Origin of the sequence: Bacillus cereus group sp. BfR-BA-01408, assembly GCF_022663305.1 — a bacterium.
In the GTDB taxonomy this organism is placed as follows: domain Bacteria; phylum Bacillota; class Bacilli; order Bacillales; family Bacillaceae_G; genus Bacillus_A; species Bacillus_A pacificus.
Map to the genome: position 1 here is coordinate 1 of NZ_JAKUFF010000147.1, position 3,331 is coordinate 3,331.

Consider the following 3,331-nt stretch of genomic DNA (forward strand, 5'->3'; position numbering starts at 1 on the left):
GTAGAACGAAAAGAAAAGAATATCGTTGTACTGCCTTACTTGTTATTTACAGGTTTGCTTATGAAGCATATTGAAAAAGAAGTGCGCCAATATGAGCTAGATGAGATAAAAATAAGTCCATATTTAGGGAAGAATGAAGCGTTTCAGTATATATTAATTCAGAAAACGAAGAAATTATTGAAGGGAGATCAATATGTATCCACTTACAGTGCGAGTTGAGAAGAAACGTGTTGTTGTCATTGGTGGAGGGAAAGTCGCGGGATTCAAAATTATTCCTTTACTCAAACAAGGTGCAGATATAGTTGTGGTAAGTCCTGAATTGGATGCAAATTTAGTGAAACTTGTAGAAGAAAAGAAAATTCGTTGGTATCAAAGGGAGTATGAAAAAAGTGATATTAATGGTGCTTTTTTAGTTGTAGCAGCGAGTAGTGATGCCGTATTGAATGAAAAGGTTGCTGAAGATACGGCAGAAAATCAGCTGGTAAATGTTATTACGAATCCGGAAAGTGGAAATGTTCATTTTCCGGCGGCGTTTCATCGTGGGCTACTTCATATAGCTGTTTCTACTGGAGGAGCGAGTCCGAAACTTGCAAAAAAAATTCGAGATGATATCGCAAATAAATATGATGAGACGTATGAATCGTATCTTGATTTTTTATACGAAGTTAGAATAAAGGTGAAAGAATTACAAATAGAGAAAAGAGAGAGAAATATATTGTTGCAAGAGGTATTGAAGTCGATATATGTTCAAAATGAACAAAAAAGAGAATTGTTTTTACAAGAATTAGAGAGAAGAGTTCATATAGGATAATGAATAAATTGTACTTTACAACTATAAGAATATAATTTATAATCACAAGTAACTTCAATAGATGAAATCGATGAGCAAGAAGAGTATGTATATTTGATACGTTCAGAGAGCTGGGGTAAGGTGTGAGCCCGGTACGATAAAATATACAGAATGGGCTTGCGAGAGGTATGTTGAACATTGTAGTAGGCAACCCGGGTTCCGCCGTTAAAAGGATAGAGTATCGGAGTTTTTCCTGTACTTGAACAAGTGGGATTTATCAATCCAATTGAGGTGGTACCACGGTATTAACATTACATATATCGTCCTCTACATGCATATTTGCGTGTAGGGGACTTTTTTATTTTCTAAAGGAGGTGTGCGAGTATGAAATGAAAGTGTATAATTAACAAAAGTTTAAATATTCAGAAAAGGAGAATTTATGATGAAAGAAACACAGCAATGGACGTCGAAAATAGGCTTTGTACTCGCAGCAGCCGGAGCCGCAGTAGGTCTTGGTGCAATATGGAAATTTCCATATGTTGCAGGTAATGGCGGGGGAGGCGCATTCTTCCTTGTATTTTTACTATTAACTTTATTTATAGGTATGCCACTCCTTTTAGCTGAATTTGTTATTGGGCGTAGTACGCAAAAAGAGGCAGTTACAGCGTATAAAGTATTAGTGCCAAATAGCAAGGTATATCCTTGGATTGGTCGCATGGGAGTTGTTACTTGTTTTAGTGTACTATCTTTTTATAGTGTTGTAGGTGGATGGATTTTACTTTACTTATACTATAGTGTGACAGGAAGCTTCTGGAATGGAGTGACTGATTATGGGCAATTATTCGGTGAGACGATTTCAAATCCAGTAAGCGCGATTGGAGCGCAATTTGTCTTTATGCTTTGTACGATTTTTGTTGTAAGTAAAGGTGTAGAGAAAGGGATAGAAAAAGCAAGTAAGTATATGATGCCGCTATTATTTATTTTGTTTATTGCAATTATTGTTCGTGCGTTAACACTGGATGGTGCTTTTGCTGGGGTAGAGTTCTTCTTAAAACCAGATTTTTCAAAACTGACAGCAGATACGATTTTATACGCGATGGGACAATCATTCTTCTCGCTAACAGTTGGGGCCTCAGTAATGGTCACGTATAGTTCCTATTTGAAGAAAGAAGAACATTTAGCGAAATCAGCAACATCTATTGTAAGTTTAACTGTTTTTATTACAGTACTTGCAGGATTAGCGATTTTTCCGGCGATTTTCGCATTAGGTGTTAAGCCGACTGAAGGACCGGGGTTACTATTTATCGTCCTTCCAGCAGTATTTGCGAAAATACCATTTGGACAATTTTTCTTCATTATGTTTTTGGTGTTATTCTTCTTTGCAACGTTAACATCTGCGATTTCCATGCTTGAAATTGTAGTAGCATCTGTTGCGAAAGATAACGAGAAAAAGCGTCCGTCAGCATCGTTATTAATTGGTATTCTAATTTTTGCGGTTGGAATTCCGTCAGCTCTATCGTTTGGTATTATGAGTGATGTGAAAATATTTGGGAAAACATTCTTTGATTTAGTCGACTTCTCAGTAAGTAACGTATTGCTGCCGTTAGGGGTACTAGCTATTTCGCTATTCGTACCAAATAAAATGAGTAAAGAAATGTTAATGAAAGAATTAGAAGTTACGGAAACGAAAGGGAAAACATTATTTAATATTTGGTTCTTCTTACTTCGTTATGTTATTCCAGTAACTGTAATTATTGTATTTTTAAATGCGATAGGCGTATTTAAAATGTTTGCATAATAAAAAGACGGAGAAATCTCCGTCTTTTTATTATGTTGTAGGTGTATTTAATAAACGATTATATGCTTTATAGGCTGTGACGACTGCGAGGAATGATCCGATTAAAAATAAAACTGAGCCGCCAAATGTAAATATCCGGCCAATAAAAGTCTCTCTAGCTTCTTGTATTTCTTGTTGTAATTGTGTATTCATATAATTCACCCCGTAAACTATAGGCATTTAGTTGTAGTCTATGTGGAATGCCTATAGTGTGTGAAGGGGAAATAAAAAAACTCGGTATGCACCGAGTTTTTTTATAATCCGATATAAGGAGATGGATCAACTGCGTTTGTCTTACCGACATTCCATTCTCCAAGATGAAGTTCAAAGTGTAAATGTTGTCCGTATGATTGGCCGGTATTCCCCATAAATCCAAGTTGAGTTCCTTGTTTTACAGTTTGTCCATTCGATACAGAACGGCTACTCATATGAGCATATACTGTTGTATATGTTTTTCCGTTAATACGGTGAGATAAGTACACAACATTTCCGTAACTAGATGATAATTCTGAGCGAATAACAACGCCATCTGCAGCGGCAATAATTGGAACAGTTCCTGAAGCAGCGATATCGATTCCTTTATGGTTATCAATAGAGCGCACGCCAAAACCAGAAGTTTTTGATCCAGCTGCTGGTTTAATAAATCCACCGATGTTTGTATCGTGTGGTGTTGGGGCCGCTTGAGCTGTTTGAGCAGATGTAGC

Annotated in this window: 5 protein-coding genes and 1 other annotated feature; of the genes, 3 read left to right on the top strand and 2 right to left on the bottom strand. The window is 36.6% G+C overall.

Annotated elements, in window-relative coordinates; all coding sequences use genetic code 11:
• The 3 genes from MR083_RS26245 to MR083_RS26255 form a co-directional block, all read left to right on the top strand.
• Nucleotides 1–219 (top strand): CbiX/SirB N-terminal domain-containing protein (locus MR083_RS26245; protein WP_277931491.1); only part of this gene is annotated, 219 nt, incomplete at its 5' end.
• Entirely contained in the window at nt 194–811 is a 618-nt protein-coding gene (locus tag MR083_RS26250) for an NAD(P)-binding protein (protein WP_242270075.1), read from the top strand. The genes MR083_RS26245 and MR083_RS26250, both read left to right, overlap by 26 nt.
• Before the next feature lie 61 nt (nt 812–872).
• Nucleotides 873–1,121: a binding site (T-box leader), on the top strand.
• Between the two features lie 111 nt (nt 1,122–1,232).
• Nucleotides 1,233–2,588 (top strand): sodium-dependent transporter, encoded by a 1,356-nt coding sequence (locus MR083_RS26255; RefSeq protein ID WP_041184454.1) that lies wholly within the window; start codon nt 1,233–1,235, stop codon nt 2,586–2,588.
• 30 nt (nt 2,589–2,618) lie between these two features.
• On the opposite strand, the gene MR083_RS26260 is transcribed toward MR083_RS26255, so the two are convergent.
• Both MR083_RS26260 and MR083_RS26265 read right to left on the bottom strand, forming a co-directional pair.
• Nucleotides 2,619–2,780: a hypothetical protein gene (locus MR083_RS26260; protein ID WP_001095994.1), complete on the bottom strand. Its 162-nt coding sequence runs from the start codon at nt 2,778–2,780 to the stop codon at nt 2,619–2,621.
• 101 nt (nt 2,781–2,881) lie between these two features.
• On the bottom strand, nt 2,882–3,331 hold a 450-nt coding region (locus tag MR083_RS26265; RefSeq protein ID WP_242270076.1), incomplete at its 5' end, for a M23 family metallopeptidase.